The organism is Acinetobacter pittii (assembly GCF_022449185.1).
Lineage (GTDB): Bacteria > Pseudomonadota > Gammaproteobacteria > Pseudomonadales > Moraxellaceae > Acinetobacter > Acinetobacter pittii_I.
Genome location: NZ_JAKUKO010000001.1, coordinates 96,443 through 123,236, shown reverse-complemented (window position 1 = coordinate 123,236; position 26,794 = coordinate 96,443). Strand labels below are relative to the sequence as shown.

General features: G+C 37.3%; 23 protein-coding genes and 1 pseudogene. 12 read left to right on the top strand and 12 right to left on the bottom strand.

All coding sequences use genetic code 11. The features are described from left to right. The first annotated feature begins 158 nt into the window (after window positions 1–158). Genes MKX14_RS00515 through MKX14_RS00505 form a run of 3 tightly spaced genes read left to right on the top strand, consistent with a single transcriptional unit; the run spans window position 159 to window position 1,462 of the window. The gene (locus MKX14_RS00515) at window positions 159–773 is read left to right on the top strand and encodes an RNA polymerase sigma factor (RefSeq protein ID WP_086265467.1); all 615 of its coding nucleotides are present in this window, start codon (window positions 159–161) and stop codon (window positions 771–773) included. Continuing rightward, window positions 763–1,083, top strand: coding sequence for a hypothetical protein (locus tag MKX14_RS00510; protein WP_240281503.1), 321 nt, complete (start codon window positions 763–765; stop codon window positions 1,081–1,083). Before MKX14_RS00515 ends, MKX14_RS00510 begins: the two co-directional genes overlap by 11 nt. After that, window positions 1,073–1,462: a DUF3106 domain-containing protein gene (locus tag MKX14_RS00505; protein ID WP_086265468.1), complete on the top strand. Its 390-nt coding sequence runs from the start codon at window positions 1,073–1,075 to the stop codon at window positions 1,460–1,462. The genes MKX14_RS00510 and MKX14_RS00505 overlap by 11 nt, the downstream gene beginning before the upstream one ends. Before the next feature lie 104 nt (window positions 1,463–1,566). On the opposite strand, the gene MKX14_RS00500 is transcribed toward MKX14_RS00505, so the two are convergent. From MKX14_RS00500 to cxpE, 4 genes are all read right to left on the bottom strand, one after another. Further along, the gene (locus MKX14_RS00500; protein WP_046811742.1) at window positions 1,567–4,002 is read right to left on the bottom strand and encodes a CSLREA domain-containing protein; all 2,436 of its coding nucleotides are present in this window, start codon (window positions 4,000–4,002) and stop codon (window positions 1,567–1,569) included. Window positions 4,003–4,020: 18 nt separating this feature from the next. Next, entirely contained in the window at window positions 4,021–5,880 is a 1,860-nt protein-coding gene (rbtA, locus tag MKX14_RS00495; RefSeq protein ID WP_240281502.1) for a rhombotarget A, read from the bottom strand. A gap of 330 nt (window positions 5,881–6,210) precedes the next feature. Beyond that, on the bottom strand, window positions 6,211–6,909 hold the full coding sequence (gene hda / locus MKX14_RS00490) for a DnaA regulatory inactivator Hda (protein ID WP_002118656.1): 699 nt from the start codon (window positions 6,907–6,909) through the stop codon (window positions 6,211–6,213). Window positions 6,910–6,929: 20 nt separating this feature from the next. Further along, window positions 6,930–8,123, bottom strand: coding sequence for a chloramphenicol efflux transporter CxpE (gene cxpE, locus MKX14_RS00485; RefSeq protein ID WP_240281501.1), 1,194 nt, complete (start codon window positions 8,121–8,123; stop codon window positions 6,930–6,932). A gap of 135 nt (window positions 8,124–8,258) precedes the next feature. Here cxpE and purM point away from each other — a divergent pair, with 135 nt between their 5' ends. Together purM and purN are read left to right on the top strand one after the other, a co-directional pair. Beyond that, complete coding sequence (gene purM, locus MKX14_RS00480; protein WP_017385817.1) at window positions 8,259–9,329, top strand: phosphoribosylformylglycinamidine cyclo-ligase; 1,071 nt, start codon at window positions 8,259–8,261, stop codon at window positions 9,327–9,329. Beyond that, window positions 9,326–9,955 (top strand): phosphoribosylglycinamide formyltransferase, encoded by a 630-nt coding sequence (purN, locus tag MKX14_RS00475; RefSeq protein ID WP_016140245.1) that lies wholly within the window; start codon window positions 9,326–9,328, stop codon window positions 9,953–9,955. The genes purM and purN overlap by 4 nt, the downstream gene beginning before the upstream one ends. Window positions 9,956–10,030: 75 nt before the next feature. On the opposite strand, the gene MKX14_RS00470 is transcribed toward purN, so the two are convergent. Both MKX14_RS00470 and sppA read right to left on the bottom strand, forming a co-directional pair. Then, on the bottom strand, window positions 10,031–10,831 hold the full coding sequence (locus MKX14_RS00470; protein ID WP_046811745.1) for an alpha/beta fold hydrolase: 801 nt from the start codon (window positions 10,829–10,831) through the stop codon (window positions 10,031–10,033). 23 nt (window positions 10,832–10,854) lie between these two features. Then, window positions 10,855–11,871: a signal peptide peptidase SppA gene (gene sppA, locus MKX14_RS00465; RefSeq protein ID WP_046811746.1), complete on the bottom strand. Its 1,017-nt coding sequence runs from the start codon at window positions 11,869–11,871 to the stop codon at window positions 10,855–10,857. A gap of 133 nt (window positions 11,872–12,004) precedes the next feature. On the opposite strand from sppA, the gene MKX14_RS00460 reads away from it, so the two are divergent. Then, window positions 12,005–12,988 (top strand): lysophospholipid acyltransferase family protein, encoded by a 984-nt coding sequence (locus MKX14_RS00460; protein WP_108011492.1) that lies wholly within the window; start codon window positions 12,005–12,007, stop codon window positions 12,986–12,988. Here the strand turns inward: MKX14_RS00460 and comEC are convergent. The 3 genes from comEC to lolC form a co-directional block, all read right to left on the bottom strand. After that, window positions 12,941–15,373 (bottom strand): DNA internalization-related competence protein ComEC/Rec2, encoded by a 2,433-nt coding sequence (gene comEC, locus MKX14_RS00455; protein WP_133481048.1) that lies wholly within the window; start codon window positions 15,371–15,373, stop codon window positions 12,941–12,943. The two genes, MKX14_RS00460 and comEC, sit on opposite strands and share 48 nt — an antisense overlap. 83 nt (window positions 15,374–15,456) lie before the next feature. Next, window positions 15,457–16,143: a lipoprotein-releasing ABC transporter ATP-binding protein LolD gene (lolD, locus tag MKX14_RS00450; protein WP_002118798.1), complete on the bottom strand. Its 687-nt coding sequence runs from the start codon at window positions 16,141–16,143 to the stop codon at window positions 15,457–15,459. Further along, the gene (gene lolC / locus MKX14_RS00445) at window positions 16,136–17,371 is read right to left on the bottom strand and encodes a lipoprotein-releasing ABC transporter permease subunit (RefSeq protein WP_004790618.1); all 1,236 of its coding nucleotides are present in this window, start codon (window positions 17,369–17,371) and stop codon (window positions 16,136–16,138) included. The genes lolD and lolC overlap by 8 nt, the downstream gene beginning before the upstream one ends. A 128-nt stretch (window positions 17,372–17,499) precedes the next feature. On the opposite strand from lolC, the pseudogene MKX14_RS18295 reads away from it, so the two are divergent. Next, window positions 17,500–17,601 (top strand): annotated as a pseudogene (locus MKX14_RS18295) (PilZ domain-containing protein); the annotation flags it as partial. A gap of 29 nt (window positions 17,602–17,630) precedes the next feature. On the opposite strand, the gene pagO reads toward MKX14_RS18295, so the two are convergent. Both pagO and MKX14_RS00435 read right to left on the bottom strand, forming a co-directional pair. Further along, window positions 17,631–18,539 (bottom strand): DMT family transporter, encoded by a 909-nt coding sequence (gene pagO, locus MKX14_RS00440; RefSeq protein WP_046811749.1) that lies wholly within the window; start codon window positions 18,537–18,539, stop codon window positions 17,631–17,633. 7 nt (window positions 18,540–18,546) lie between these two features. After that, window positions 18,547–19,035 carry a YaiI/YqxD family protein gene (locus MKX14_RS00435; protein WP_080649425.1) on the bottom strand — a complete coding sequence of 163 codons (489 nt, stop codon included), beginning with the start codon at window positions 19,033–19,035 and terminating at the stop codon, window positions 18,547–18,549. Window positions 19,036–19,280: 245 nt separating this feature from the next. On the opposite strand from MKX14_RS00435, the gene MKX14_RS00430 reads away from it, so the two are divergent. After that, window positions 19,281–20,222 carry a hypothetical protein gene (locus MKX14_RS00430; RefSeq protein ID WP_002118998.1) on the top strand — a complete coding sequence of 314 codons (942 nt, stop codon included), beginning with the start codon at window positions 19,281–19,283 and terminating at the stop codon, window positions 20,220–20,222. Between the two features lie 238 nt (window positions 20,223–20,460). Here the strand turns inward: MKX14_RS00430 and serC are convergent, their stop codons facing one another. Then, entirely contained in the window at window positions 20,461–21,540 is a 1,080-nt protein-coding gene (gene serC / locus MKX14_RS00425; RefSeq protein WP_240281500.1) for a 3-phosphoserine/phosphohydroxythreonine transaminase, read from the bottom strand. A gap of 385 nt (window positions 21,541–21,925) precedes the next feature. Here serC and MKX14_RS00420 point away from each other — a divergent pair, with 385 nt between their 5' ends. The 4 genes from MKX14_RS00420 to MKX14_RS00405 are packed head-to-tail and all read left to right on the top strand — an operon-like array spanning window position 21,926 to window position 26,775. Beyond that, window positions 21,926–23,413: a TolC family protein gene (locus MKX14_RS00420; RefSeq protein ID WP_240281499.1), complete on the top strand. Its 1,488-nt coding sequence runs from the start codon at window positions 21,926–21,928 to the stop codon at window positions 23,411–23,413. A gap of 12 nt (window positions 23,414–23,425) precedes the next feature. Further along, window positions 23,426–24,547 (top strand): HlyD family secretion protein, encoded by a 1,122-nt coding sequence (locus tag MKX14_RS00415; protein ID WP_199992104.1) that lies wholly within the window; start codon window positions 23,426–23,428, stop codon window positions 24,545–24,547. 3 nt (window positions 24,548–24,550) lie between these two features. Further along, entirely contained in the window at window positions 24,551–25,681 is a 1,131-nt protein-coding gene (locus MKX14_RS00410) for an ABC transporter permease (protein ID WP_240281498.1), read from the top strand. Continuing rightward, a complete protein-coding gene (locus tag MKX14_RS00405) occupies window positions 25,678–26,775 on the top strand; it encodes an A1S_2622 family ABC transporter permease subunit (RefSeq protein ID WP_032007058.1) in 1,098 nt (365 codons plus the stop codon). Before MKX14_RS00410 ends, MKX14_RS00405 begins: the two co-directional genes overlap by 4 nt. Window positions 26,776–26,794 lie beyond the last annotated feature (19 nt).

Here is a 26,794-nt window from a genome sequence, read left to right as displayed (position 1 = left end):
ACGTTAATTTATTTTACATCTCACATATTTGTGAAAAAAATCAATTACACTAGTAAAAAATAACCGATTGTTGTCAACCTCCCACCTCTTTTCAACGTTATATAAGAGATATATTGAAGATAAGGTGGGTATGTCCAATGACAGGATTTTCCATCTCCATGGATTTAGCACCGAAAAAGTCTCGATCGGAAACATCTAGTGCTCATGCCAGCACGGCTGAGCAACGCCTGAAAGTTTTCATGCAAGATGTCACTGGTCGTGCTTTGGTAATGATGGAGAGTGCTACCCAAGGTCAACAAGGTATTGCGATGGATTTGGTTCAAGAAGCATTTATTGCTTTACACAAATCTTATGCCGATAAAAGTACTGAAGAATGGTATCCCCTGTTTTACACTATTTTGAATAACAAACTTCAGGATTGGCGCCGCAAAGAATCTCGTAGAGCAAACCCATTTTCATTCTTCAAAAAAGTTAGTCTGGATAATGACGACGACGAAGTTATCGATGTAGTTGATGAAAAAGCCATTAATCCTGCAGATTTTCTCGATCAAGCGGTAACCATAGAGGAAATTCGGGAAGCGATTGAAAAACTACCTGTTCGTCAACAACAGGCATTTATGTTACGTGCGTGGGAAGGGTTTGACACCCATACAACAGCTCAGATCATGAACTGTACCGAAGGTAGTGTGAAAACCCATTATCACCGAGCAATTCAGGGACTTAGAGAATACTTGGCACATTTAAATCCCTTGGGAGGTTCTGATGAATCATGATGATTTCACTAAAAAGGTGACATCCAAACTTGATAGTTTGGCAGATTACCATAAAAATAAAACAGTGGTCATGAATCATGTGCTTGACCATATTCAACAAAAACCAGCCTCTTATTATAGTGTCTGGAAAATGACTGGTTTCGCACTTGCCGCAGCAATTACAGGTTTTGTGATTCTGCCTAACTCAGTCGAGATTGTGGATAAGCCACAAAATCAAGTGATCGTAAATCCTAAATTATCTCCACAAATGGTGGAAGATTTAGAGATGTTAATGGTGTTGGGTGAGGATAAAGTACAACATGGCAGCTAAAAAATTAGCGCTTATCCTGTGTTCATTAAGTTTCTTGCAAACAAGCTTTGCAGGTTTTGAACGCTTTTGGATTTTTTCTAAAGATGCCAATGCACAAGTCGATGACACATGGGATGCCCTTTCCGAAGAAGAGCAACGTGCAGTCATTAAACGTTACCAGAGTTTAAAAGAGCTACCAGCGAATCAAAGCACCAACTTACAGCAACGTATGGACTGGTTTACTCAACTTCCTGAAGCTGAAAAACAAAAAATGCGTGAAGCATGGCAAAAAATGAGTACGCAAGAGCGAAAAGACTTACGTCAGCGGATGCTTAAAGCGAATGGTGAAGAAAGAACAGCAATTCGCGAAGAGTATATGAACAAGTATTTAGAACACTAACTTCTTATTTAGCTTTAAAAGATAAGACATCTAATCACTCAATTATTTTGATTTTATTTCTTATAAAAAAGCCTCCAATTGGAGGCCTTTTTTATTCTTTATGTTTATTTACGGTAGCGTCTATAAGCTGCTAAACCAAGTAAAGAGGCTAAAGACAAAATTCCTAAGCTACCACCGCCGCCTCCACCACGTGTATCATCTGTAGTAGTAGCGGTACTTACAAGGTTAATTGTGCCAGCTTTAGGTGAGATTTTTCCATCAGCATCATAAACGTTATAACTTAACGAATCATTAAAAGTATTAAATACGTTATTTGCCTGAATATAGATATTTCCACCATAACAAATGTTATCTTTATCTTGACCAGGACACGGCCCTTCTCGATCAGCTTTAACTACTTTAAAAATACCATCTTTCGATGTTTTGCTTGGTAAATAAATCGGTAACTCCATACCGTTTTCATTTACCCAAAATTGTGATTTAGGCTTTAAAAGCGTATTTATAGGACCGTCACCATCATCGTTAGCATATTTTAGTAAATTCAATGGAATAGTTTCATTTGCAAGATATTTAAAGGTGATTGTTCCATCGCCAGAAACTGGTTCTATATTATTAAAACGAGCTTTTATCAGACCGCTTGAGCTTAATTGATTATCAGCTGTTGTAATTGTATATTTACAATAAGCATAGGTACCAGCTTGAGTCACCGTATCGTCTTTGCGATAAAAAACAATTTGCTGTAAAGCACTATTCCACTCACAAAATACCTTGTCCTGATCAGATAGATCTTTAACTTGTTGTGCATCATATATGTCATCAAGTGATCCAATACCTAATGGTTCTGTTGTAATACGATAGTCAGTTGTGTTGAAGAACTTCAACACATGATTAGTATCTTCAGTAGGTAATGGTAAATCATAATTTTTTAGATCAAGATAAATTGCGCGATATTTAAGATTTGCTTTAGTTGAATCAATTAGGTTTTTAAACTCAGCTAAACGTACTTTGTAATAAGTAATAAATTTAGAAGGCGTTTTAGGATCCTTAATATAATTATCAAATAAATCATAATTTTGTTGATAAGTATCAATTAAAGTTGTTAATGAAATGTTACTCACATCCTCTAAATCACCTGAAGTGAGCTTCATTAACTCCACTGAACCAATATCACAACTATTACGACTTTCTGGCTGATAATATGAGGTACTGTCTGTCAAACGATTTAAACCACGTTGGTCAATTGCGGCACAACTTCCTTTACCATCTTGATCAACATTAACTAAATCTACTTGATTAGTATCGATAATCTCTTTTGGATAATAAATAGGTAACCAGCCTGTATAGGCCGATACAGTTTGCGGACTTAGTACACTACTAAATGATTGTCCACGAATATTAATATTCGTGTGACCATCTGGAAGAGATTCCTTTGGCACATCACACTTTGCTGTCGCTGATGTCCAGTCAAGCGCATTAAAACTCAGTGTTAAACCTACACTCTTTTGCTCTGCTGCTGCTCCTAAAAGATATTTACAAGCATAACTTCCTGTATTATAAGCCAATACATTAAAGCTTAGTTTTTTTGTACCCAATTTGTCGTAGATGAAAATACTGTTCGCATTGTTTTCAACAATTGTATTATTTAAGAGTACTAAACTACTGCTTGAACTTAAAATGCTTGATGTATTGGCTGGATTATTGGTATCACCAGTAAACTTAATAATACTGCCATTAGTACTATTCGCTATATTTTTTGCAATAGTATTAACCGATAGTGACGCACTAGGTTTACCACAAAACTCAAATGTACTTGTTGAAGTTGTATTACCATTATTCACAATACTATTTGATGTAAGGGTAATGGTACGTGGTGCATAGACAGTGTCGCTAAAACACCCCATTGATAAAACACTACCTTGTGTTGCGTTATTACCTTTAAGTAATGAATGATTTACTGACAAAGTAATATTAGGTGAAGCTAAATAAATTGCTCCACCGTTTGTTGCTTGAGATAATAAAATTTGACTATTTTGCAAAGCAACATCAGCACCGGCATAAATCGCGCCACCCTGGCCAGTTGTAACGCCATTTTCAAGAATTACATTATTTAAGGTCAAGGGCTGTTTATAGGTAGTCGTATTGAAAATGCGTGATTTACCTTGAGCATTAATACGCGTTTGTAAGTCAAGTTGTGCAGGATAATCATTGGTTAATACGCTTTTTTTCTGCCAATCTACGGGATCAGCACCAAAAATAGCAATATTAGCATTTGGAACTAATTCCTTATTTAGAGTGTACATTCCTGCTTTAAGCTGAATCGATTTTTGAGTAGTTTCGCGTGTATCAATAACAGTACATCCACCATACGATTTACGCAACTCAGCTGTTTTTATCGCTTCACGCAATGAGCAGGCATTGGTATTTTCACCATCTTCATCGTCAAAAGTTGTAACGTCAATTCTTCCAGTCGTTGTATCTGCAAATAATGGCATTGCAGCAATCACAGCTAATGCTAAAAAAGCCTTTTTATAATTTTTCATAGCCTTCATCGTCCTTGATTATGACTTTAAACGTCTTAAAGCAATTAAGCCAAATAGACCTAAAACTAAACCCCCACCTACACTTCCCCCGCCACCTGTGCTTACAGATTTATCTTCAATACCTGATGGTGGATCTTGGGCAATTTGAACTGGAATTGTTATATAAACATCTGCAGCATCATTAAAACGTGTGGTAGTAGTAACGACTAATAGATTAAATACATCTGCTCCATGCCAGTTCCCATTTGGAACATAAGTTAAATTTCCTTGAGTATCAATGGATAAAGACCCTTTAGATGGTGTGCTGGTCTGAACAATCTTCATACACCCAGATTGCCAAGCTTGACCATCTGTTCTTTTTCCAAACATTTTTTCACATGTTTGTGGAGAAACTAACTCACCATCACCAACCACATCGGCAATATTAAATTTGGCAATTTCGCCATATTTAATATCTTGGCCATGTATCCCAATATCATCTCGGTTAATTGTTAATTCAATTGAGCCTAAATCGCATAGCTCATCATAACCACTTCGATTCTTTCCACGTTGATCTTGCTTTTCACAGCTCGCCAAACCGACAGAAGTCCCATCGCTATATAAACGACCTTTGTTAATTAACAGGGATTGTGAAAGATTAGTATATTTATCTAAAACTCGAGGTTTAAAGAACCCTAGGAAACTATCACTCGGGGTTGAATATGGGCATAGCAATCCATCTGCTGGTGGTACATCACAGGTTCCTTCATCTGCATTGCCAGCAATTAGTTTTTCACTGGCTGGATATATAATATTTGGTAACTCTGCTGAAGCATTACGGTTACATTCCGTTGTTACTAAATTACTCTGAACAATCGTTTTATCAGTTGCAGATATCTTACAGTTTGACGTGTTAGCCACTAAAATACTATTAGAAACAGACGCATTTCCTTGTGGCGCATCAAAGTATAAGCCCCCCACATTTTTAATCAGAGTAATATTATTAATTACCATTCCATCACGGACATTGGCAATAAAACTACCTTTATTATGAAAAATTGTACTATTACTCAAACCAATAATACGAGAGCTTAAATAGCCTCCTGTACTCTCATCAGCAAACTTAGTTTGTGCATGGAATAATGCACCATCTGCTGCAGTCACTTCATTATCACGTACTACAGAGCGACTGATATAATAAAGTGGCATATCACTATATAAAACACCGCCCTGAATTGCTTTATTATTCTGAATCAGGCTATTAGTAATTGTTACGGAACCTGCTGTATTTGCAGTATTTGATAAATTACCAGCGTTATAAATTGCTCCACCATTTGTTGCATACCCATCCATTAAACGAGAATTTTGAATAACCAACTGTTCATGATTATAGATCAAACCACCATTCCCATTTGGTGCAGTAGTCTTTAAACCCGCACCTTTTAAATTGACATCAATAAATGAAACTGTAAAAGAGGCTTTTTCAACACTACCATCATCTATACGGAATAGTTGATCCGTACCTGCCATTTTAATTGTTGCATTATGCGAATTGGGTGCGCCTTCCTCAACCAGAGTAGAATCATTTTTTGCTGTACTAATAGCTACAGGAACGGTAATTACTATACTTTTATTTAAAGTATATTCTTTATCACGCTGCAAAATAATATTTGAAGAAGCATCTTTATTTCCGCAACCGTTATAACCGTTTGCATATTTTTCAACTTCAGCAGCATTAGAAGAAGCACGATATTTTAGAAATTGTATTGCTTCACGTAATGAACAGACCGTGTTGTCGACGTCTTCATCAGTTGTAGTTGTAACTTGAATATCGGCAGAATAAGCGTGTCCAGCAGCAGCCAATAAAGCAAAAGCAATGCTCCGTTTGAGCATACCCATCTCCTTACATCTTTTTTCATTTTTCTTTGTCAATATTGCAAAATTTCCGCTTTTGCAATCGCATCCTTTGTGCGTACTTTGTCACAGGAAGTAGAATTTCTCAAGACATTTTGGTCGGTCTGTAGAGTCTTTTTTGAGCTAGATTGCAAAAAGCTTCGTAGACCTAAAAAAGTTTTTTAAATACAAAAAAGAGGCGTATTAAAAAATTAAAAGAAAATTTAGAAGTTATAAATATAGCTATTATGAAATGAAAAAACTTATGTAGGGAAAGCCATTTTTTAAATCGTATGAGTTTAATTTGAGCAAAACAGCAAACTTAAGTTCAAGAAACTATTGTTGATACTCATCAATCAAAGCGTAAATTTGTCTTAAAGTCGCATTAGAAAGTTTTGTTTTTTCGCCTTTGAGCAGTTTTTCTAACTGAGCAACAGTTTGCAGTAAAAGCGACGCTTGATGAGGACCATGTAATAATAAGTAGTCAACAATTTGTTGATCAAAATGGATACCCCGTCTAGCCATTACAGATGTCACCAAGGCATAGCGGTCTGCATATAAACTTCCACTCGGCACTTTTACACTAACGGCTTGTGTAAGTCGTGATTGTAAATCTGGTAATTCCAGTTTCAATTCAATCGGTGCTACACGCGAAGAAAACACCAGTTGTCCTTCGTGATTATTCATTAAATGAAAAACAGCTTTTTGCCAGTGAGGCACACCGCTAATCGATTCAATATCATCCAAAGCAACAAGATCATAATGTTCTAAAGAGGTAATTGCCTCAATAGGTGCATCAAGCAGTTCGAGCAAAGATACTTTAATAGCAGATTTGCCTATTTCTAAATAAGAATCACAAATTGCAGAAAGTAAATGGCTCTTCCCTGTCCCCGCTCCACCATAAATATAGAACCTACTCACCAGACCAGCATGTAGTTGACGCACGGCATCGACTACATGCCCCCAACCTGGTCCCGAAAAATCACTGATTCGGGCATCAAGTTGAGGTTCTATATCCAGTTGGAGTTGACGCATATATTGAATTAACCTTGAAATTATTTCTGGTTAGGAGATTTTAGTTCATCTGTATCTTGCTGTGTTTTAACTTCAAGATCAAGCTTAGTACTTTCAGTTTTTACATGAATTTGCTCAATATCACCATGTTGGATCACTAATGTAGATGATGGAGCATAAAGTGAGCTTCTTTCGTAATTCTCTCTTAAATGCTTCAACAACACTACAATAACCGCAGCAACAGGCAATGCAATTAACATTCCCAAGAAACCTGCAAGCTGTGCACCTGCCAATACTGCAAAAACAACTGCTACAGGAGATAAACCAATTTTATCTCCCAGTAGGAATGGCTGTAGGATATAGCCTTCTACCGCTTGACCAATCATGAAAACGACACCAACCAGTAATAGATGCATCCAATCCAAGCCAAATTGGAATAGGCTAGCAATAACCGCAGCAATAATACCTACAGCAAAACCTAAATAAGGAATAATACTAGCAAGCCCTGCCACCATACCAATAATAAGACCAACTTCCAGACCAATAAGCTGCAAACCAACCGCATACACTACGCCAAGCAATAGCATGACCAAAAACTGACCTTTAACAAATGCCCCTAAAACGCTATGACATTCCCCAACGATCTGTAAAGTAGTTGCTTCATATGGACGCGGAATGAGACGGCGTAAGTTTTGTAACATACGCTCCCAATCAAGCAAGAAATAGAAAGCAATAATTGGAATTAAAACAACTGTTCCACCAATCTGAATAAAATTCAAACCAGACTGAGCCAGTTTTAATAACACCGCCTGAATGCTGTCTGCGCTATAGTTTGTTTGGACATATTCCATGACAGCTTTAGACAATTGCTCTGTGTCAATTTCCATTTGCTGGACATTAAATGTCGAAGACACCCAAGGTAAAAAGGTAGCGTTAATCCAGTGAATACCTGCTGGAATACTATCTCGGGCATAAACTAATTGTTTCCAAATCAGTGGAACCAAATACCAGAGTGCAATAGTTAAAGTTACACCTATCCCGACGAATACCACGCTAATTGCTAACCAGCGAGGCAATTTCATTTTTACCAGCACATCAACAAGTGGACTGAATAAATAAGCCAGGAAAAAAGCACCGATAAAAGGAATGACTACAGGCTTGAGTAAGTACAACACCCATACCAGCAATACAATACCTGCGAGTAAAAAAATACGGCGCAGTATACGATCTTGCATAAAATCTAGCCTTTTTTGATTTAATCGTTATAAATGAAAAAATATTTTTATTAAAGATAGCATTTTCGAGCATAAATAACATAAGAGTTTCGTATATTCAGGTTATAATCTGCCGCCAATGCGGAGACTTCATTTATGAGCAACTCAACTTCTACCCCAAATACCGGTTTAAGCTACAAAGATGCGGGTGTCGACATTGAAGCGGGCGACGCACTGGTCGATCGTATCAAGTCAGTCGCTAAACGTACAAGTCGTCCTGAAGTAATGGGCGGGCTTGGTGGCTTTGGTGCACTATGCAAAATTCCTAAAGGTTATGAAGAGCCTGTTTTAGTTTCTGGAACCGATGGTGTAGGAACTAAATTACGTTTGGCCCTTAATCTCAATCGTCATGACACAATCGGCCAAGACCTTGTGGCTATGTGTGTAAATGACCTTTTAGTTTGTGGTGCAGAACCATTATTCTTCCTAGATTACTATGCGACTGGTCACTTAAATGTTGACGTTGCTGCAAATGTTGTTACTGGTATTGGTAAAGGCTGTGAGCTTGCAGGTTGCGCACTTGTAGGTGGTGAAACCGCAGAAATGCCAGGCATGTATGAAGGCGAAGATTACGACCTCGCTGGTTTTGCTGTTGGTGTTGTTGAGCAAAGCAAAATTATTGATGGCTCTAAAGTAAAGTCTGGTGACGTACTTATTGGTGTTGCATCAAGTGGTGCTCACTCGAATGGTTACTCATTACTACGTAAAATTTTAGACGTTAAAAACGTTGATTTAACTCAAACGATTGATGGCCGTCCTCTTGCTGATGTAGCAATGGAACCAACTCGTATTTATGTAAAACCAGTTCTTGAACTCTGCAAACAAGTTGATGTTCATGCTATGGCGCACATTACTGGTGGTGGTTTACCAGGGAACTTACCTCGTGTATTACCAAATGGTGCACAAGCAGTTATTGATGAATCTTCTTGGGAATGGCCTGAATTGTTCCAACTTCTACAACGCGAAGGCAATGTAGAACGCTTTGAAATGTACCGTACATTTAACTGTGGCGTAGGTATGGTTATTGCTGTTGATGCAAATGATGCTGAAAAAACAATTGAAGTACTTAATGCTCAAGGTGAAAAAGCTTGGAAAATCGGACACATCCAAGAAAATGCTGAGTCAGTGGAAGGTGCAGACGAAAAAATTCGTGTGATCTTTGCATGATAAAAATTGCTGTTCTAGTCTCTGGGAATGGCAGTAATTTACAGGCCTTGATAGATGCAAATCTATCAGGGCAAATTGTAGGTGTACTGTCTAATAAAGCAGATGCTTATGCTCTAGAGCGTGCTCAAAAAGCTAATATTGCTACCGCTGTTATCTCCCATAAAGACTTTCCAACGCGCGAAGTGTTTGATGAAGCAATGCATCAGCAGCTCTTAGCTTGGGAAGTAGATGTAGTTATTTTAGCTGGCTTCATGCGTATCTTAACACCAACCTTTGTCAACAAATGGCAAGGGAAAATGCTGAATATACATCCCTCGCTTCTTCCAGCTTATAAAGGTGTGAATACCCATCAACGTGTTTTAAACACAGGTGATCGTTTGCATGGTTGTACCGTACACTTTGTAACTGCTGAACTGGATTCCGGTCAATCTATTGCCCAATCAGCTATATCAGTTAAAGAACATGATACTGCCGCTTCATTAGCAGATCGAGTGCACACACTTGAGCACTTTATCTACCCACAAGTTGCAGAGTGGCTGTGTAACGGTCAACTTACATGGAAAGATGGACAAGCCTATTTCCGTAATCAAGTTCTAAAAGACCCTATTCGTTTTGCAAGTTGGTAAAGTATTTTACTAACAAACAAAAATAAAAAAGGACATGCTGGCATGTCCTTTTTTATAAGCTTTAAATTAATTTAATTAATGATGAATCAATTTCTTTATAGAATTTACTGTATCAGTAGGATGCTCTAGAGGGAACATATGGCCCCCTTCAACCACAGTAAATGGGATTCCCATTTTTCGCTTTGCCATTTGAGGAAAGCCTCTTTTTAAGAAATCACTTCCTTTACCCACCACTAAATGCACAGGCATCTTAGGTTTTGGCATAGGCAGCCACCACCAAGAAGGGTTTTTACGGAAAATTGCAACTTCATCTTCACGAGAAATCGTTAAAGTTACTCCACCGCGAATCGAATCTTCTTTCAAAGCATAATCAATGTAAGCCTGAAAACAATCTTCATCAAAATCTTTATAAAATCCTTTAGGACGAAGTAATTCAGCCGCTTGCTCTCTCGATTCCCAATGTTCACGACGACGTGCAGATAAACCTGCTGGTGTCATCGCATCAACCAATTTAGGGCGAAATAATTTTGCCATATGAAAAGCAAATGAATATCGCCCTAAAATAAGAGGCGGATCTAACATAATGACTTGAGAAAACAGTTCAGGACGTCGAAAAGATGCCATTAATGTTAAAACAGAACCAAGAGAATGGCCTAATCCGATGACTTTACGTCCTTTCGCCTGACGCACAATACTATCAATAACTTGATCAACCAAAGCAGGCCAATGGTTAGTCACAGGATAACGTTTGTCAGGACCAATGAGTGGAACATAAATTACGTCATACTCATCTTTTAATTGATCAAACAATTTTTGATACACCATAGATGGCACACCATTGGCATGCGCAAAGTGTATAACCGGTTTTACTGACATACCGTTATCCTAAAAATACAGATTTATTGTAATTTTGCGCTTTGACGAGTCTGCACCTCTTGAGCAATAGATTCACTTACACCTTGCCCTATTTGTGCCCCCATACGACCTAAAATAGATTCTAGTGGGTTACGCTCAATTGTATAGTCAACTTTATTATCAAGGTTTAGTTCACGCATCAAGCTCGTAATATTACCCGAACGGTCAGCAACACCTAATTGAATAGCTTGTTCACCCGTCCAGAATAAGCCAGAAAAAATAGCTGGATCATTCGATTTCAAACGCTTACCACGGCCTTCTTTCACTGCGGTAATAAAGTGAGTATGAACATTATCAAGAACAGATTGAATATGTTGCTTTTGAGCAGGATCAATCGGTTTTGTCATACTTAAAATGTCTTTATTCGTTCCAGCAGTTAAAGTGCGGTCTTCAATACCGAGCTTCTGAGCTAAACCAGTAATGCCATAGTTAGGCATGATTACACCAATTGAGCCCACTAAACTTGATGGGTTGACAATAATCTCATCCGCAGCAGAAGCGATATAGTACGCACCCGATGCCCCCATATCACCAATAACGGCATAAACTTTCTTATCAGGGTGCTGTTTTTTCAAATAACGAATTTCCTGCCAGATTTCATCAGACTGAACTGGAGAACCACCAGGTGAGTTAATGTTAAGTGCAACAGCCTTACTATTTGAGGCTTCAAAAGCACGTTTAAGCGCTTTATTCGTATCTTCACTATTTACCGCTTGATTACTCGAAGCATCAATCGTTCCAATAATATCCACCACTGCCAAATGAGCACTACTACTACTTACAGTGGAGCCTTCTTTGCTGGTTGAACAGCCTTTACCCATGAGTACAATAATGAATAGAAGATAAATAAAAGTTAATGTTTTAAAGAAGATACCCCAACGACGACTACGGCGTTGCTCTTCTACTGAAGCAAGTACAGCCTTCTCGAGAATTTGCCATTCCGGTCCATTTTGTTTAGGGATTATAGGTTCATTTTGTGGTTTTGGTGGCCAATCGGACATAAAATTCCAATCCAAATCAATCTAAAATGATGTCATTATATACGTTGATTTGATAAAAACTGTCTAAATAATATGATTTCATTTATAATATTTTTATCTTTTTTTACTTGTTGCCTCCTTTTTACCGCGATAGATGACCAAACTAGATGTAAAAAGCATGAACTATTACTTACTCAAAACTTTTAGCCGTCAACCCATTCAATTTGGACGTTTTATTGCCCGTATGTTGGCAGGGTTAGTCAATACTTTAAAAATTACTAAAACATCAAAAAGTATAGAACTTAACTTACAAATTGCACTTCCACACTTAACACCACAGCAACGAATAGATATTACACAACAAGCTATTCGTAACGAGTTAACCTCATACTTCGAGTTTTTAAGTATTTGGGGCTCATCAAATAGTAAGAATATTTCAAGAATTCACCATATAGAAGGTGAACATTACTTTCATGAAGCATTGGCAGCAAAAAAAGGTGTGGTTTTGATTGTTCCACATTTTGGTACATGGGAAATCATGAATGCGTGGTGTGCCCAGTTCACCTCCATGACTATTTTATACAAACCTGTAAAAAATGAAGATGCAGACCGTTTTGTTCGAGAAGCACGTAGTCGTGAACAAGCCAACTTGGTACCTACCGATGAGACTGGTGTTCGACAAATTTTTAAAGCGCTAAAACAAGGCGAAACCACTGTAATTTTACCCGACCATACGCCTAATGTTGGTGGGGATATGATCAATTATTTTGGTGTACCACTTGCCTCAAGTAATTTAAGTGCCAAGCTTATCCAGAAAACAAAAGCCAAAGCATTATTTCTTTATGCGATTCGTAATGAACACGACGGTTTTACGATGCATATTGAGCCTATGGATGAGAAGATTTACGAAGGTAGTGCCGATGATGGAACCTTTGTTATTCATCAAGCCATTGAACAACTGATCCAGCACTATCCAGAACACTATCACTGGAGTTATAAACGTTTTAAAGCAAATCCTGCTTTAGATAATATTTATAATATAGATCCGAATGAAGCACTTCAAATTGTAGATAGACTTAAAGCAGAAGCTTCACAAATTCCTGTGAAGCCAAGTACGCTCGAAACGTCGGGTATATAAAACCATCTCTTGATTGCGAGATACAAAGCTTAATGTTCCTTGTTCAACTGTACTTTTAAACGGAATATTAAATGCTTGTACTCTCGCTAAAACTTCTTTACTTGGATGACCATAACGATTATTAAAACCAGTAGAGGCAACAACAAGCTTTGGTTTTAGAGTCGCTAAAAAGTCATAAGCCGAACTATGCTTACTCCCATGATGTCCTAATACCAAAACATCTACCTTTAAATCAGGATATTCTTTCATGAGTTGATATTCTGCTTCCCATCCAGCATCCCCCATAATTAAATAATTTTGATAACCATTTATCTGTTTTAAATGAATATAAACCACACAAGAATATTGATTTTGATTTGAAGAAACTAAGTTTAAATCTTTTTCTTTAGGCCAAAGGATTTCAATATCTAATTGTGGATATTGCCATTTTTGACCTTGATGACAATAAGTAAATGGTTGTGTCACCTGCTCTGCCCATAATTCATTTGATATGACTTGTTTAATTGGAAAAGCCTGAGCGATAGAGGGAAATGCTCCGCTATGATCTTGATCAAGATGAGATAGTACGACGTGATCCAGTTGTTTAATTCCCTTTTGGCGTAAATATGGAATCACCACATTTTGACCAATACTAAAAGCTTTCTCATCATAAGACCCACCCGTATCGATGAGCCATGTCTGCTGCGGGTGCTGTAAGAATATAGATTGCCCCTGCCCCACGTCTATAATATTTAATTGAACTTGCTGGGACGACTTATCTGGAATGACCAAGGGTAGACAGCATATTAGCCCCCAAGATTTTGGTAAAACCCCACGCGGTAAAAATAAGATAATAATAACGAAGCTAAGGCAAACTAAATCAAGTGGTGTCAAGCTAAAGCCTTGTAATGGTAATGCTAGCTTTTCTAAAAGATCAAAACATGTCAGTACTATACTAATCAGGACATCATTAATCTGAAAAAGTAAATTTCCGAATGATTTAAAAATAAGCCATACACAAGCTGCAAAAATGTTTAAAGGAACAATTACTCCTCCGAGTAAAGGGACAGCAATAATATTTGTAAAAGGAGCAACCCATGAAATTTGTTGAAAGAAAATCAGCATTAAGGGACATAAGGCAATAAATATTTTGCCTTGAGATTCAATTAAAATTTTACTGAAAAGAATGATTCTAGATAACAGACTAGTTGAAACAACATTTGGAGCCCGCTCTATAGTTTGATAAATCCGTAATAAAATAAAGCAAGAACCATAAGACAGCCAAAAGCCTGCGGATAAAACACTGAAGGGATCGAAAAGTAAAAGTAGACTTGCACTATAAACCAAGAGTGAAAATGGCTTAACAGGCACTTTAATCAATAACAAAGAAGCAAATAAAAATACTGAGAGTAAAGTTCTTAAGGCGGGAATTTCAAAACCAACAAATGCCGTATAAATCAAAACACCGAAACATAATGGAATCATAGCCCAAATTTGTTTAGGTTGATGCAAATAAAGCTGCGGATAATATCGTCGTACTAATTGATGTAATCCCCAAGCCAACATGATGGCAAAAATGAGTACATGAGGCCCTGAAATGGCCAACAAATGAGAGATTCCTAATTCCTTAAATTGATTTTTAATTTCATCATTTAAGAGACTTTCGTCCCCTGTTAATAAAGCTAATAACAGTCCTTTATTTTGCAAAGGAGATTGTTTTAACATTAATCTAAATTTCAGACGCAATTTTTCTATATTTAATTTTTGTCTGTTAAAGAATTTTTGTTGCTCTTTTAAATGCTGTTGATAACCCAACTGATAAACTTCATCAGAGCTTAAAGGCTCAATATGCTGAACACTAAAACCAGACATTATATTTCGTTGAATGAACCATTGTTCTTGGTCGAAAACACCGGCCACTGCGTAACTATGAGCAGGTTTGGTTTTGCCAGAAATTCGATAATAATGGCCTAATTGTAATTTTGATTCATCTAACGCTGAGTTTACTTTTTGATTTTTTAAATATAATAGCCAATTAACGGGATGTAAGGACTGCCCTAGTACCTGAACGGGTTGTTGTGTCTTATCTTCTTTTTCTTCACTTATACGGTCGACATACACAACAATATCTAAAGATTTAGGCTGCATTTGTCGCAGTTCTAATCTGTGATTTAAGGCCTGCTGAGCATATTGATGTCCTATAGTAAAAAAACTAATAGCGCAGACTAAACAGTAAATGGTTTTTAATATGGGGCGATTTAAGAAAATATTTCTCTTAAAAATATAAAAAATAAAGCCCATAACAAGCAAGACTTTACCTAACCACCCATATTGCATTATTAAAGGGATATCTATCCCCATAAATGCAATACCCCCAATCCACCCCATTAAAATAAGTTTTAACATGCAAAGTCATATCATTATCTTTTTAGGGGCAAAATTAAAGCCCAACTAAGTGGGCTTTAACAATGTGATTTAATGACAATTTTTTAAGAACCACTCACCCAGAGTCCATCTTGCATGTGCAAAATAGAATCAGCAGCCTGAGCTAAATGCTCATCATGGGTCACAATTAACATTGCCATGTTGAGTTCTTTCTTAAGATCGGTCAGTAATTCAAAAATACCTAGAGCTGTTTTACGATCTAAATTACCTGTAGGTTCATCAGCCAGAACAACCGCAGGTTTAGTGACTAAAGCACGCGCTAAAGCCACACGTTGGCGCTCACCACCCGAAAGCTCACCTGGCTTATGATCCATACGATGAGATAACCCAACTCGATCAAGTAAATATTCAGCTTGCGCTTTTACAGATTTAAATTGGCTATCTGCACGAAGCATTAAAGGCATCGCGACATTTTCAAGCGCAGAAAACTCAGGTAATAAATGGTGAAATTGATAAACAAAACCGAGGTATTGGTTACGCTGAAAACCACGTTCAGCTTCACCTAAATTATCAAAACGCTGACCATTTAAAAATACTTGCCCTTGAGTTGGCTGCTCTAAACCACCTAGCACATGAAGCAAAGTACTTTTACCTGAACCACTCGCACCGACAATCGAAACAAACTGCCCTGCTTCAACTTGTAAAGAAAGACCTTTAATGACTTCAACTTTAGATTTTCCGTCATCAAAATGTTTATATATTTCTTTCGCTTCTAAAACAATTTTACTCATAGCGCAGTGCCTCGGCAGGTTGAACTTTGGCAGCACGAAGCGCCGGATAAATAGTCGCCAAGAAGCTTAAAAGTAAAGAAACAATCACGATAATCGTCACATCTTGCCATCTCAAATAAGAAGGAAGGTAATGTACAAAGTAAGCATCAAATAGGTTTAAGCCCAACACATTGTTAAACCATGAAATGATATCGCTAATGGTTAAAGCTAAAATTACACCTAAAACCGTACCTGCAACTGTACCAATCACCCCAATCACGGTACCTTGAACCATAAAGATTTTAGTGATCATCGACGGCGAAGCGCCTAATGTACGCAAAATTGCGATATCAGATTTTTTATCAGTCACCACCATAACTAACGATGAAACAATATTAAATGCCGCAACCACAATAATAAGGACAAGCAATAAACCGACTAGAGTTTTTTCCATTTGAATGGCATTAAATAAATTACCATGCGTATAGGTCCAGTTCGTCGCGTAGAAATTGCTTGGTAAACTTTTTACTAAGTCGTCAGCAACTTGTGGCGCTGCAAAAATATCATCTAGTTTTAAACGGACACCTTGGGCACCATCTGGTAAGCGTAATAAGGTTGAAGCATCGTATAGGGCGATATAACCCACCATAGAGTCGACTTCAGCGCCTACACTAAAAATACCAACCACTTTAAAACGCTTGAAACGAGGTACAACACCTGCTGGAGATGGCGTTGCTTCAGGTAAAACCAATGTCACGCTATCATTTAGACGTAAGCCCAATGAATCAGCCATATCTTTACCAAGCACAATACCAAATTCACCTTTTTTAAGTGAATCTAAACTCCCGGCAACAATATGATTTTGAATAATAGAGACATTCTTTTCATATTTTGGGTCAATACCCGTCACCATAATACCAGCGACTTGCCCTTGCGCAGTTAACATACCTTGCAATTGCGTAAAAGGTGCAACCCCTGTTACATGTGGATGATGTTCAACTCGCTTCACGAGTTCAGGCCAATCCGTGAGGATTTGTGTAGATGAAACTGTTGCTTGTGGCACCATTCCTAACACACGGTTTTTCAATTCGCGATCGAAACCGTTCATGACAGAAAGTACTGTAATCAGCACAGCGACACCTAGTGTCAAACCGACCATCGAAACCAATGCAATAAAAGAAATAAAATGATTACTGCGTCTTGCGCGAGTATATCTCAACCCTATATACAGTGAGATTGGTTTAAACATACCTTCTAAATCCAAGGTCATTGATGGAAAATATAAGATGTTGATAGCAAATTGCACCCACATCTACTATTTGGCCATACCGTTAGATGCTGTATTAAGGTTTAAAAATCAGTAAGTTCTGACTTATCCTTAATAATCCTAATATTATATTGCTGCGCTATTTTCTACTAGTTGAGTTGGGAGATCAATTTGATCGTGCATTTCGCTACGAATTAGAACAATTTAATGAATAAGCTCAACAAATTACCCAAATCTTCTCCTATTTAGACTTCATATGTTGAGCAAAGTTCCGGTTTGCCTGAATGTCTTTATAGAAATATAGAAAGAGTCCAGACAAGATGATCAAAGCGCCTACAAAAACCATAATTGAAAGTTGTTCATGGTTTAAAGCAGCCCCAATCATCATCGCTAACATAGGGGTAATAACTGTCGTTAAAGATAAAGTCGTTGCCTGAATATTTTGTATAAGTTTGAAATAACAGAACATGGCAACGAGTGAAGCCATGAGTACCGTATAAATTAGGGCAAATAAAGATTTAGCTTCTGGCAAATGTGTCGGTGCATATTGCCAAATAAATGGAATAAAACAACTAGCAAAAATAGAAGACACTAAAATAGAGCCTGTTGCCTGAGCCATTGGCTGAATCTGTGCATTAACTTTCTTAACCCAGAAAATTGAAAATGAATAGACAAATACACTGATCAGCATAAGAACAATACCAAACGGGTGTACATGCTGATTCGCACCGCTCAAACAAATAATAGCTAACCCACTGACCGCAATTGCCATACCTAACCATTGCAGCTTATAAAGTTGTTGGCCAAAAGCAAACCGACCAATAAGCCCCGCCATAATCGGTGCTAAACCAAACATAAGCGCAATCATGCCTGAACTTAAATATTGGGTCGCGGCATAAGTAAAAATTTGAGAACCAATTAAGCTAAAAGATCCGGCAATGTAGCTATGAACTGCTTGTCGATGCGTTGGAAAAGGTGTTTTCAAAATTAGTAATATGATGACAGCCAAAGGCAATGCAATAAAAAAGCGTAATAACAATGCCCACATCAGATGTAAATCAGACACACTCCAGACAATTGCCAACGGAGTTGTTGCCCAGATAAACACTAACAAGGCATAGGTTAGAGCCAAATTGGTTTGCGTTGGCATGTGATGCTCACTTAGCTGTTTTACGTTTTTGCTTTAAAATCGTTTGATCTAATGAACTTGAAAATTCACGTTTATCTCGTTCGGAAATAGGCGGCGGCCCACCAGTTTGCACACCTGCACCACGAAGCGTATCCATGAAATCACGTAGATGTAAACGCGCCTTAACATTCGCCGTTGTATAGACTTCACCACGGGGATGAATAGCAACCCCACCTTTCTCGATCACCTGAGCTGCCAGTGGAATATCCTGCGTAATGACAATGTCATTTTCAACCATACGCTCGACTATTTCTTTATCTGCCTGATCAGCACCACTTAAAACCTGTATTGATTTAATACGAACAGAAGGCGTAATCCCAACATTTTGATTGGCTACAAAAATAACTTCTAATTGATAACGATCTGATGCGCGTAAAATCACTTCACGTAAAATTTTCGGTAAGGCGTCTGCGTCTACCCATAGCTTAAATGGCAGCACGTTATTCTCTATTTCCACTAAAAATATTAGTCTAACAGATGCTTTTCTAAGGAGAGTAAAAATAACGATTAAAGTGATTTTTAATTTCAACATTTAAATTTTTATAAGTTAAGCGTACTTTTATCTTATAAATAGAAACGGCGCTTCTTTTTAAATAACTAAATACGCGCTTTTACAAGAGAATTTACATATGATGACTTGAAAAATAGCAAACACCCTCGATTTAATATAACAAGTAATGTGAACCCAACAGCATCGTGCTTATGAAAAATCAAAACAGTCCAGAAGTTATTAAAGTAAATGACCAAAATTTTGGTAGTCATGGAGAACATTGGAATCTATTGACGTCCCATCCCGAAACAGATGTACCAAAATGGTTAGGACTGGCACTTGATGCACCTGTAATGCCAATGGGTTTGTGTGAACATGAAGAAGACATGGACCAATCTTTTTGGCTCATTCAAGGTCCACAAGACCAAAAAGTTACGATCAACCAAATTATTGCTGTTGAAAACCAAAAACCTCGCGCGCTTAAAACAGCCTTCCCAAGTTTTGAAAGTCCATATCAATATAATGCGAAAATTGAACGCATCATTACTTGCGACTCTGCTACACAAGCCGTGTTAAGTTTAAGACTAAATAAAAATACAACTGTTTATGCATTTGATAATTTATTTAGTGTTAACTACTGTCAATATGATAAAAATCAAAACTATCAAGTCCAATTTAATGCATGGGCTTATGAATTAGAACCTGTTCCAGCAGGTGAAAAAATTATTGTTGATGACCCAGCTTCTATTAAACATCACCGTGCATTAAATGCAATTTTAACTGAACATAATGGTGTTGCTCCTGAAAACTTACAGGAACTCATTAATGAATGGCAACCAAAAACTCCAGAAGATCAAGAACCTGTAACCGTTGATTTTTCTAAAATGGTCGCTTATTTATATGGCGAAAATCTTGGTCAAGAAGATGAAGCATGGTTCCAAGGTAATATTGTTGGGAAAACTTCTATGACATTTATGGGGGCAGAATATACCCTTTATGATGTTACTTTGGTTTTAGAAGATGATCTTCCTGCCATATTAGTGCGCATTGCGACCAAAAACGATTTGTATAAAAACTTTAATATTGGCGAATATATTCGCGGTAATATCTGGATTCAGGCGACTATTTGTGCTAAAAAGGGTGAAACTAATTGAATTTCACTAATATTTTAATAATTAGGTTATTGAATGAAGATTATACCCGAACAAACTACCAGCCTCATTCAATCCAGTAGCCTGCGCGTAAAGGTCGATACTGGTGCGTTTTGCTTTTTTGTCTTGGGTATGTTCTTAGCTGCCATATTCATGCACCAGTTTGGTTTAGTGCCTTTTTAATTTATAACTTATTCAATAAATAAAGCCCTCATTTGAGGGCTTTATTTATTTGATTTGCTTAACCATTACGCTTTGCAAAATCATCCATAAAGTTGATTAAAGCCTGTACGCCTTCTAATGGTACGGCATTATAAATACTTGCACGCATACCACCTACAGAACGGTGTCCAGCTAAATTCAACAAGTGATTAGCTTCCGCTTCTTTTAAGAATTGCTTTTCTAAAGCTTCGTCTGCCAAGGTAAAAGGTACATTCATAATTGAACGGTTTGGAATTGCGATCGGATTATTGTAGAAATCGCTTGAGTCGATATAACCATATAACAACTGAGCTTTTTCAAGGTTCACTTTATGAATAGCCTCTACCCCACCCTGCTCTAGCAACCATTCAAATACTAAACCCGACAAGTACCAAGCGTAAGTCGATGGTGTATTTACCATAGAACCATTTTTGGCTTGGTCGCCATATTTTAAAATGCTTGGAATTTCTGGTTTAGCCTGATCAAGTAAGTCATCACGAATAATGACAATTGTTAAACCAGCAGGACCAATATTTTTTTGTGCGCCAGCATAGATTAAACCAAACTTGGTCACATCTAATGGAGCAGATAAGATACTTGATGAATAGTCACAAACAAGTGGAGCTTTTACATCAGGAATTCCTGCGAACTGTAAGCCACCAATCGTTTCATTATCCGCATAATGTACGTATGCTGCATTGTCAGATAAATTCCATTCGCTTTGTTCAGAAATTGCGAACTTGCCATCTACTTTAATGCCAGCTTCTACAACATTAATATCACCATAACGTTTTGCTTCTTTTAACGCTTTTTCAGACCAGATGCCAGTGTGAATATAATCGGCTTTACTGTTCTTACCTAGAAGGTTTAAAGGAATAGCAGAAAATTGTAATGACGCACCGCCTTGTAAAAACAGTACTTTATAGTTTTCTGGAATATTCATTAACTTGCGTAAATCTGCTTCAGCTTTTTCAGCCACAGCAACATAGTCAGCACTACGGTGACTCATTTCCATGATGGATAGACCTTTACCCTGCCAATCCAACAATTCTTGTTGAGCTTTTTCTAAAACGACAGTAGGTAATGCAGCAGGACCAGCACAGAAATTGTACGCGCGCATGATTTTTCCCTTGTATAAAGTCAAACACAATAAAAATGGCATTTAACCACAGATTGCTTAAGCTTGCAGCAGCTTCTCAAGTAAATATTTCAATGCTGGACTGTATTTAGCTTTATTTTTTCAATTATTGTTGTCGTTATTTCTTTAATTTTAATAATCAGCTTCCTCATTTAAAAAAATTTTTAAGCAAAAAGATCAACTTGACTTGTGATTATCATTTCACATACCTTGATAGCTATTACAAAAATATTGGCTTAGTAAATTCAATAATTAAAGGAGCTAAAAACCACCATGTTTTTATACAAATGTATAATAAACAAGATGATAATTGAATTTAATAACAAGAAATTTAAACTATTCGGGATGCCAAAAATTGTTATTTAAAATGCCAACACATCGATATAGACAGTCTATTTTTCCATTTTCATTTAAACCAAAACATCTTGCTTTGGCTTTAGGCTTTTTTTTCACTAATCATTTATACGCTGGAAGCTTAAGTTATGCTGAAGCAGAACAACAAGCTTTGAAAAGTTCATATAGTACTCAAGCCAACCAAGCATTACAGCAAGCATCTCAATTAGAAGCTGAAGCAGTAAAGGGTCTGGGATTACCTAGAGTTGATTTGAATGTCAGAGCATATGCTTTTCATAGTGAAACAGATGTACCTCTTGGGGCTTTTAAACAAAAACTTGAGAATGATTTAAGCCAAGGACTAAACGATAAACTTTCACAGTGGAACAATGTCATTCCATCAGATGTGCTGGGACAAGTTCAAGAAGGCGCAAACCAAACCATACATGATGGTATTAACCGATTTCCAGATTATGCGAATCTGACCATAAAAGATCAGGTGGTACGCCCTTCTATTTCAGTCGTAATGCCACTCTATACAGGCGGCTTAACCAGCAGTGCTAAAAAAATAGCAAATATACAAGCACAGCGCTCTGAACTTTCAAGCCAACAACAACAAGATATACAGCGATTTGAAGTAGTACAAAGTTACTTTAATGTGCAGTTACAGCAGCAGCTGGTTGCAAGTAGCTTATTTAACTTTAATGCAATGCAAAAACATTACAGCAATGCCCTAAAGCTCGAACAACAAGGATTTATTAGTAAAGGGCAACGCATGCAGTTTGAAGTCGCTCGTAATAATGCAGAACGTACTTTACAAAATGCTCAAGCTAACTTAAACGCCAGCCGCTTTAGTCTTAATAATCTTTTACATCAACAAAATAATGTCGATTTAAGTACACCTTTATTTGTAAACAACACTCCCAGCCAGTCTCTAGAATCACTTTTAACCAGTTATTCACAAAAGTCTAGCCTTGTACAAAAAATGCAGATGGATACTCAACTGGCTAACGTAAATATTCAAGCTCAACAAGCAGCAAAAAAACCAAGTCTATTTGCATTTGGTGAATATGCTCTTGATGAAAATGAAAACTGGATTGTCGGTGTAATGGCAAAATACAACCTATTTTCTGGGGTAGATAAAAATAAGAATATTCATGCCGCTGAATTAAAGCGCTACGCTTCTGAACTCATGACTGAACGAACTAAACAAGAGATTGAAGCACTTTTGAATAAATCATATAACGAGCTCAACTCTGCTCAACAAAGTCATCAGCTTTTACAAAGAAACGTAAATGCCGCTCAAGAAAACCTACGTATTCAAGAACTTTCTTTCCGCGAAGGAATGGGTACAGCAACCCAAGTGATTGATGCGCAAAATGCATTAAGTGCGTTAAAAACTGAAATGGCTTTAAATGCTTATAAATATGTCATGTCACTCGCGACTTTATTGCAAAGTCACGGCTCAATTGACCAGTTTAAAGCTTATGTCAATCAACCACATACCGACTATATTCGTTAATGGGAGTATAAAATGAATCAAGACTCAGCTCATTCAGAACAAGATTCTCCTGTTGCGGATACGGCAGAAACCACCCAAGTTCAAAAAGATGATCAAGTTAGTGACCATCAAGAATCAAACACAAATAAAGATGATTCAAAACCACCTAAAAACTCTAAAATTAAACTGATTATTGGTGTAATTATTATTGCCCTATTAGGTTTAATTATTTTTGGTTTGTGGAAAAGCTATCAGCCGAAACCTATTGAACTTCAAGGCCGAGTTGAAGCTGAAACTATTCACGTAAGTACAAAAGTTCCAAGTCGTATTGAAGAAATTTATGTACAAGAAGGCCAGAAAATTTCCAAAGGCCAGCCCCTTGTTCGTTTGGTTAGCCCAGAAATAGAAGCTAAAAAGCAACAAGCCTTGGCTACCTTACAATCGGCTTTAGCATTTCAATCTACGGTAGATCGAGGTTCTCAACAAGAAAATATCGATACTCTTTATGCCAACTGGCAAAGTACAAAAGCACAAGCAAACCTTGCAAAGACCACTTACCAACGCGGTGAAAATTTATATAGACAAGGCGTCATTTCACGTCAAAGACGAGATGAAATGCTTGCTGCACAAACTTCTGCTCAAGAATTAAGTGAAGCCTCTTATCAGCAATATGCTCGTGCAAAACGTGGCAGTACCAGCCAGCAGAAATCTACAGCAGATGCACAGGTTGAAATTGCAAAAGCTGCAGTAGCTGAAGCAAAAGCTTTAGAGGAAGAGACACGCTTACTCTCTCCGATTTCAGGCACAGTTTCAAAAACTTATGGTAAACCTTCTGAATTAGTCGCTATGGGCGTGCCTGTTGTCAGCATTTTAGAAGATGATGATTTATGGGTGAGTTTAAACGTGGGTGAAAATCAATATGCCTCTGTTTATAAAAATAAAACCCTTGAAGGATTCATACCTGCTCTTAATCAGAATGTGAATTTTAAAATCAAGAATATTGATGCTGAAGGTGAATTTGCTACCATTAAAACGACTCGCCAAACTGGAGGTTATGATATTCGTAGCTTTAAATTACATCTGGTACCTGAAAATCCTGTCAAAGACTTAAAGGTTGGTATGAGTGTTCTATTTAAAATTAAAGAAGAAAAATAAAGCATGTTTGCCAGTATATTACGGGAACTAAACTATCTAAAAAGCAATAAATGGGATTTGTGTATGGTGACACTTATCCCTGCTTTTATCATTTTCATGTTTAGCAGCATGTTTTACGCAGGTAAAGCTGAACACTTACCAATTGCAATTATTGATCAGGACCAAAGTGAACTCAGCCGTAATATTGAAAAGTATCTTTCGTTGAATCATACAGTAGACATTAAAACAATTACGGCAAGTTCTGCTGAGGCTGAACAACTACTCAATGAAACCAAAATATGGGGGTATGTTTTTATTCCAGACGGTGCTGAAAAGCGCTTCGTTAAAGCACAAGATGCTCAAATCAGCATTGCATTTAATCAGTCTTTTTTTAGTGTCGGAAACACCATTTCTTCAGCAATGCTGGTCAGTACCCTCAATGCTTTAGCAGACTATGCTGGTCAAAGTTATCTTGTAAATAGTATTCCCTATTTAGATGTTCCTACGGCTCATGTAAAAATCTCAACGCTTTATAATCCAAGTATGAGCTATGAATTTTACTTAGAACCTTTCATGGTTCCTGCTGTATTGCACTTATTGTTATGTTGCTGTGTTGCCTTTGCTATTGGACAAGAACTTAAACGTGGCACATTAACAGCATGGGTAAACCGAGAAAGTTTTATTCAAGGCTTATTGGCCAAAAATCTGCTTTATAGCCTTATATTTTGTGCATGGACATGGGTATGGATGTTTTGGCTAGTCGAAATCCGTGGCTGGTTCATCGCAGGTTCTATTAGCTTATTGTTATGTGCACAGTTTTTACTTTATTTTGCCTATGCTTTAATTAGTAGCACCGTCATTCTTGCAACCAAAAATTTAAGTAAGACTTTTGGCTTTATCGCAGTATATGGCGGCTCTTCTTTAAGTTTCGCAGGCGTTACGTTACCTTTAAATAATGCCCCTATTTTCACCAAGTTTTGGTCACTCATTATTCCTTATACTCCTTATGCCAAGCTTCAAACCGAACAATGGGTGATCGGCAGTCCAGTTTTCATTTCAATGATTCCTTTTTTAATACTCATCGGTTATTGCCTGATTTACTTCTTTTTAAGTTGTCTATTGCTTAAAAAATTAGTTCGAGGGGCAACGCAATGAAAGAATTCTTTAAGGCTTATGGGCAAACATTTAAAGACATTGTAAGTAATAGCTCAGTTTTCACAACGCTAATTTTATCGGTCATTCTTTATAGCTTTTTTTATCCTACCGCCTATAAAGCTGAGCGTGCAGAATCTATTCCAATCGTGATTGTCGATGAAGAGCAAAGCCTCTTAACTTCTCAATTGATTGGCCAAAGTGCAAATAGCCCCCATGTTCATATCGTTACCGTTACCAGCAATTTTTTACAAGCTGAACAAATGGTACGTGAGCAAAAAGCTGATGGTATTTTACTTTTACCAAATAACTTAACCCAAAGCCTACGCCGCGGAGAAACAGGTGGAATCGGCTTATACTTAAGCACAACCAACTTTTTAAAAACTAAAGAAATTGGTTTAGGTCTGGCAACCTCGATAGAAGCTACATTAAAAGAATATATTGAAAAATTTGGACAACGCACACACTTCCAGCCAGCGCTTTCTATTCATCAAGTGCCGTTATTTAATCCCCTTTCAGGATATGGAAGTTATATTTTTCCGGCTGTTGCATCTTTAATTATTCATCAAACGATTGTGCTAGGTTTGGCAATGTTAATAGCTAGCTATCGGGAGCAACATGAAAAAATTACAGCTGTTCGTTTTGCTGGAATCTTCGCAAGTATATTTACCATTGGCTGTTTAGGATGTTTTTATCTTTTCGGTTTTACCTTGTGGTTCAATGACTACCCACACGGTGGAAACTTCACTGGTTTACTAGTTGCTGTTCCTATTTTTATTAGTTGTGTGATTGGATTAGGTATGTTGATCGGATCACTTTTGGATATGCCGGAACGTGCCGGACATATTATTGTGTTTAGCTCTGTACCTTTATTCTTACTAACTGGAGCTGCTTGGCCTCATCAAGCAATGCCTGAATGGCTACAATGGTTTGCGTGGTGTTTACCCTCAACACATGCGGTACAAATGTTTGTGCAACTTAATCAGATGGGTGTTCCATTAGCCACGGTTGTACCAAAACTGATTTTTCTTGGAACCCTTGGATTAATATTGGTGGGTTTATCTTATTATCGGCTTGTTAAAAAATCTTCTTCATAAAATAAAAAAGGAAGCTTAT

Coding starts and splice junctions, on each gene's coding strand:
- MKX14_RS00515 (WP_086265467.1), top strand. CDS start 159: ATGGATTTAGCACCGAAAAAGTCTCGATCGGAAACATCTAGTGCTCAT.
- MKX14_RS00510 (WP_240281503.1), top strand. CDS start 763: ATGAATCATGATGATTTCACTAAAAAGGTGACATCCAAACTTGATAGT.
- MKX14_RS00505 (WP_086265468.1), top strand. CDS start 1,073: ATGGCAGCTAAAAAATTAGCGCTTATCCTGTGTTCATTAAGTTTCTTG.
- MKX14_RS00500 (WP_046811742.1), bottom strand. CDS start 4,002: ATGAAAAATTATAAAAAGGCTTTTTTAGCATTAGCTGTGATTGCTGCA.
- rbtA (WP_240281502.1), bottom strand. CDS start 5,880: ATGGGTATGCTCAAACGGAGCATTGCTTTTGCTTTATTGGCTGCTGCT.
- hda (WP_002118656.1), bottom strand. CDS start 6,909: ATGCGTCAACTCCAACTGGATATAGAACCTCAACTTGATGCCCGAATC.
- cxpE (WP_240281501.1), bottom strand. CDS start 8,123: ATGCAAGATCGTATACTGCGCCGTATTTTTTTACTCGCAGGTATTGTA.
- purM (WP_017385817.1), top strand. CDS start 8,259: ATGAGCAACTCAACTTCTACCCCAAATACCGGTTTAAGCTACAAAGAT.
- purN (WP_016140245.1), top strand. CDS start 9,326: ATGATAAAAATTGCTGTTCTAGTCTCTGGGAATGGCAGTAATTTACAG.
- MKX14_RS00470 (WP_046811745.1), bottom strand. CDS start 10,831: ATGTCAGTAAAACCGGTTATACACTTTGCGCATGCCAATGGTGTGCCA.
- sppA (WP_046811746.1), bottom strand. CDS start 11,871: ATGTCCGATTGGCCACCAAAACCACAAAATGAACCTATAATCCCTAAA.
- MKX14_RS00460 (WP_108011492.1), top strand. CDS start 12,005: ATGACCAAACTAGATGTAAAAAGCATGAACTATTACTTACTCAAAACT.
- comEC (WP_133481048.1), bottom strand. CDS start 15,373: ATGTTAAAACTTATTTTAATGGGGTGGATTGGGGGTATTGCATTTATG.
- lolD (WP_002118798.1), bottom strand. CDS start 16,143: ATGAGTAAAATTGTTTTAGAAGCGAAAGAAATATATAAACATTTTGAT.
- lolC (WP_004790618.1), bottom strand. CDS start 17,371: ATGTTTAAACCAATCTCACTGTATATAGGGTTGAGATATACTCGCGCA.
- pagO (WP_046811749.1), bottom strand. CDS start 18,539: ATGCCAACGCAAACCAATTTGGCTCTAACCTATGCCTTGTTAGTGTTT.
- MKX14_RS00430 (WP_002118998.1), top strand. CDS start 19,281: ATGAAAAATCAAAACAGTCCAGAAGTTATTAAAGTAAATGACCAAAAT.
- serC (WP_240281500.1), bottom strand. CDS start 21,540: ATGCGCGCGTACAATTTCTGTGCTGGTCCTGCTGCATTACCTACTGTC.
- MKX14_RS00420 (WP_240281499.1), top strand. CDS start 21,926: ATGCCAACACATCGATATAGACAGTCTATTTTTCCATTTTCATTTAAA.
- MKX14_RS00415 (WP_199992104.1), top strand. CDS start 23,426: ATGAATCAAGACTCAGCTCATTCAGAACAAGATTCTCCTGTTGCGGAT.
- MKX14_RS00410 (WP_240281498.1), top strand. CDS start 24,551: ATGTTTGCCAGTATATTACGGGAACTAAACTATCTAAAAAGCAATAAA.
- MKX14_RS00405 (WP_032007058.1), top strand. CDS start 25,678: ATGAAAGAATTCTTTAAGGCTTATGGGCAAACATTTAAAGACATTGTA.